This window comes from Mycobacterium sp. (assembly GCF_039583785.1).
In the GTDB taxonomy this organism is placed as follows: domain Bacteria; phylum Actinomycetota; class Actinomycetes; order Mycobacteriales; family Mycobacteriaceae; genus Mycobacterium.
Map to the genome: position 1 here is coordinate 1 of NZ_JAVKSG010000179.1, position 2,245 is coordinate 2,245.

The window sequence follows — 2,245 nt, forward strand, 5'->3', positions numbered from 1 at the left end:
AAGTGCTGCACCACCTCGGGGTATTGATGGACCTCCAGACCCTGCGAGCGAAACTTCGATGTTGGGCGGTCAACCACCGTCACGCCGCCCGCCTCGCAGAACGTCGGCCTGGTGTCAAGCATCCGGCTCTGTGCGTCGCGGTTGACCACATCCGGGAAGCCTGGGGTCCGCGCAGATCCTCCGAACGGCTGATTGCGATCGGCGCGGACGACCAGGACATCTTCTTGGCGATGCTCGGGATTGCGCAGTCGTTGGACAAACTCGAGCGCCGTGGTTCGAGGTCCAGGACGCCTACATGCGCGAGTTCCGGCGCCCAGCGGCCAGCACGTCGCGCACGATGGCCTGGTGTTCGGCTTCCAACGAGGCGGCCTGGGCGCGGTTCAGCGCGCCGTGGGCATCGACATCACCGAACTGGTAGCTCATCGACATGAGTGTTCTCCGTGATAGGGCTAGCTGGACAGGATCTGCTGGGAGGCCTGCTCTTGCGCCTCGTAGTTGTTGGCGTCACGGATCAACCCGTCACGCACCCCGTGCAGCAACGCATCTCGTGCGGGTCGGTCATAAAACGGGTAGGCATAGGTCTGTCCTTGGGGTGGAGTTATCTGGAGCTGGCTGAGATTGCTGACGTCAGACGAACACCTGCTTGGGCATGACTTGTGGTTTGACGCCGTAGCGTGGCGCGCTCATGCCCATGCCTGCCTTGCCGCCGGCGGAGGCCATACCCGGCATCACTCCGTTCATGCCGCCTCCACCGCCCATGCCGGCGGTGTCATCGGCGGCAACGGTCCAGCCTGAGCCGGCCAGCGTGGTGTCGCCGACCGCGGCTGGAGCGGCCGCCGACCAGCCGGCCGGCACTGACATTCCGCCGACTGAGGACGCCGAGCCCATTCCGGCCAGCGTCGCGGCGCCGCCGAAGCCGCCCGAGGACGTGCCCGCCAGGGTGGTGCCGAAGCCCAGGCCGGCGCCCAGGGGGGCGGCGTCGCTGATGGTGACGCCGAACGGGGCGCCGGCAAGGAAGTGACCGAGAATCGGCAACGTCCCGCTCATCTCCGCGAGGTTCCAGGCCAGCGTGACACCGACGTTGTTAGCGATGTTTTCGACGATCGGAGTGCTGAGCAAGTCGTTGATAGCGCCGGGGAGCGTCGTCGCCTGCGCCGGGCTGGCGGCCGCGCCCACCGCGTTTTGCAGGCCGCCGAGGGTGTTGTTCAGCGTCGCTGAGCCGCCGTTGCTGCCGACGGCGTTGCTGACTGCGGCAGCTTGTTGTCCCTGGCCGGCGGGGTTGGTGTTGTCCGCCGGCGGGGTCAACGGGGACAGCGTCGCTGCTGCTGCCGAGGCGCCGGCATAGCCGTACATCGCGGCGGCGTCTTGGGCCCAGAACTCGCCGTAGAGGGCCTCGTTGGCCGCGATCGCCGGGGTGTTTTGGCCCAGGATGTTGGTCGCGACCAGCGCCGCCAGCGTTGCCCGGTTGGCGGCGATGACCGGTGGCGGGATACTGGCCGACAAGGCCGTCTCGTAGGCCGCCGCTGACGCCATGGCTTGGGTGGCGGCCTGCCGCAACTGCGCGGAGGTGGTGGTCAGCCACTCAATGTAGGGCTGGGCCGACGCGGCCATGGCCTCGGATGAGGGCCCCGTCCATTCCGAGCCGAGTTGAGAGATGACCGTCTCATAGGAGGCCGCGTTCGAGCTCAATTCCGAGCTCAGGTTGTTGAACGCCGACGAGGCGGCCATCAGCGGCCCGGCTCCGGCGCCGGAGTAGATGAGTCCGGAGTTGATTTCCGGGGGTCGCGATGCGAAATCGAATACCATGTTAGTCCCGTCTAGTGAGTGAGCGGAGTGTGCGTGAGGGTTAACCGGCCACCATTGGCCGCTTGAGTTTCTAGGTGATGGTGGGCTTGGGGATCGCGGGCATGACCGTGGGTTTGACGCCGTAGCGTGGGGCTCCGAAGCTGGAGCCGCCGCGACCGCCGTTGGCGACCGCGGGCATCCCGGCGATGTTGGACGTCGGCCCGGTCGACATGGCCCCGGGTGGGCCGGCGGCCCAGCTCTGCGACGCCAACGTCACGGGCGTGCTCGCCGCCGGGATGCCGGCTCCGCCGGCCCAGCTGGGCGGCACCGACATCGGCCCGATGGACGACCCGGTGCCGGCGGCGGCCAGCACCGGCGCAGCGCCGACTCCGCCGAGCCCACCGACTCCGCCGGCGGCCGCTGCCGGACCGACGTCCGAGGCCAGGGCACTGCCCAGTCC

At 68.5% G+C, this 2,245-nt stretch carries 2 protein-coding genes and 2 pseudogenes; all 4 read right to left on the reverse strand.

Annotated features, from left to right (window positions below; all coding sequences use genetic code 11):
- Window positions 1-315: 315 nt before the first annotated feature.
- A pseudogene (locus ABDV69_RS21130) lies at window positions 316-429 on the reverse strand (type VII secretion protein EsxI); the annotation flags it as partial.
- Window positions 430-449: 20 nt separating this feature from the next.
- Window positions 450-539: pseudogene (locus tag ABDV69_RS21135) on the reverse strand (WXG100 family type VII secretion target); the annotation flags it as partial.
- 88 nt (window positions 540-627) lie between these two features.
- Window positions 628-1,806, reverse strand: a complete 1,179-nt coding sequence (locus tag ABDV69_RS21140; protein ID WP_343577762.1) for a PPE family protein — start codon at window positions 1,804-1,806, stop codon at window positions 628-630.
- 70 nt (window positions 1,807-1,876) lie between these two features.
- A partial coding sequence (locus ABDV69_RS21145) for a PE/PPE C-terminal domain-containing protein (RefSeq protein WP_343577763.1) occupies window positions 1,877-2,245 on the reverse strand: 369 nt, incomplete at its 5' end.

Bases quoted from the DNA above. Each gene is read 5' to 3' on its own strand.
- ABDV69_RS21140 (WP_343577762.1), bottom strand. From the start codon at position 1,806: ATGGTATTCGATTTCGCATCGCGACCCCCGGAAATCAACTCCGGACTC.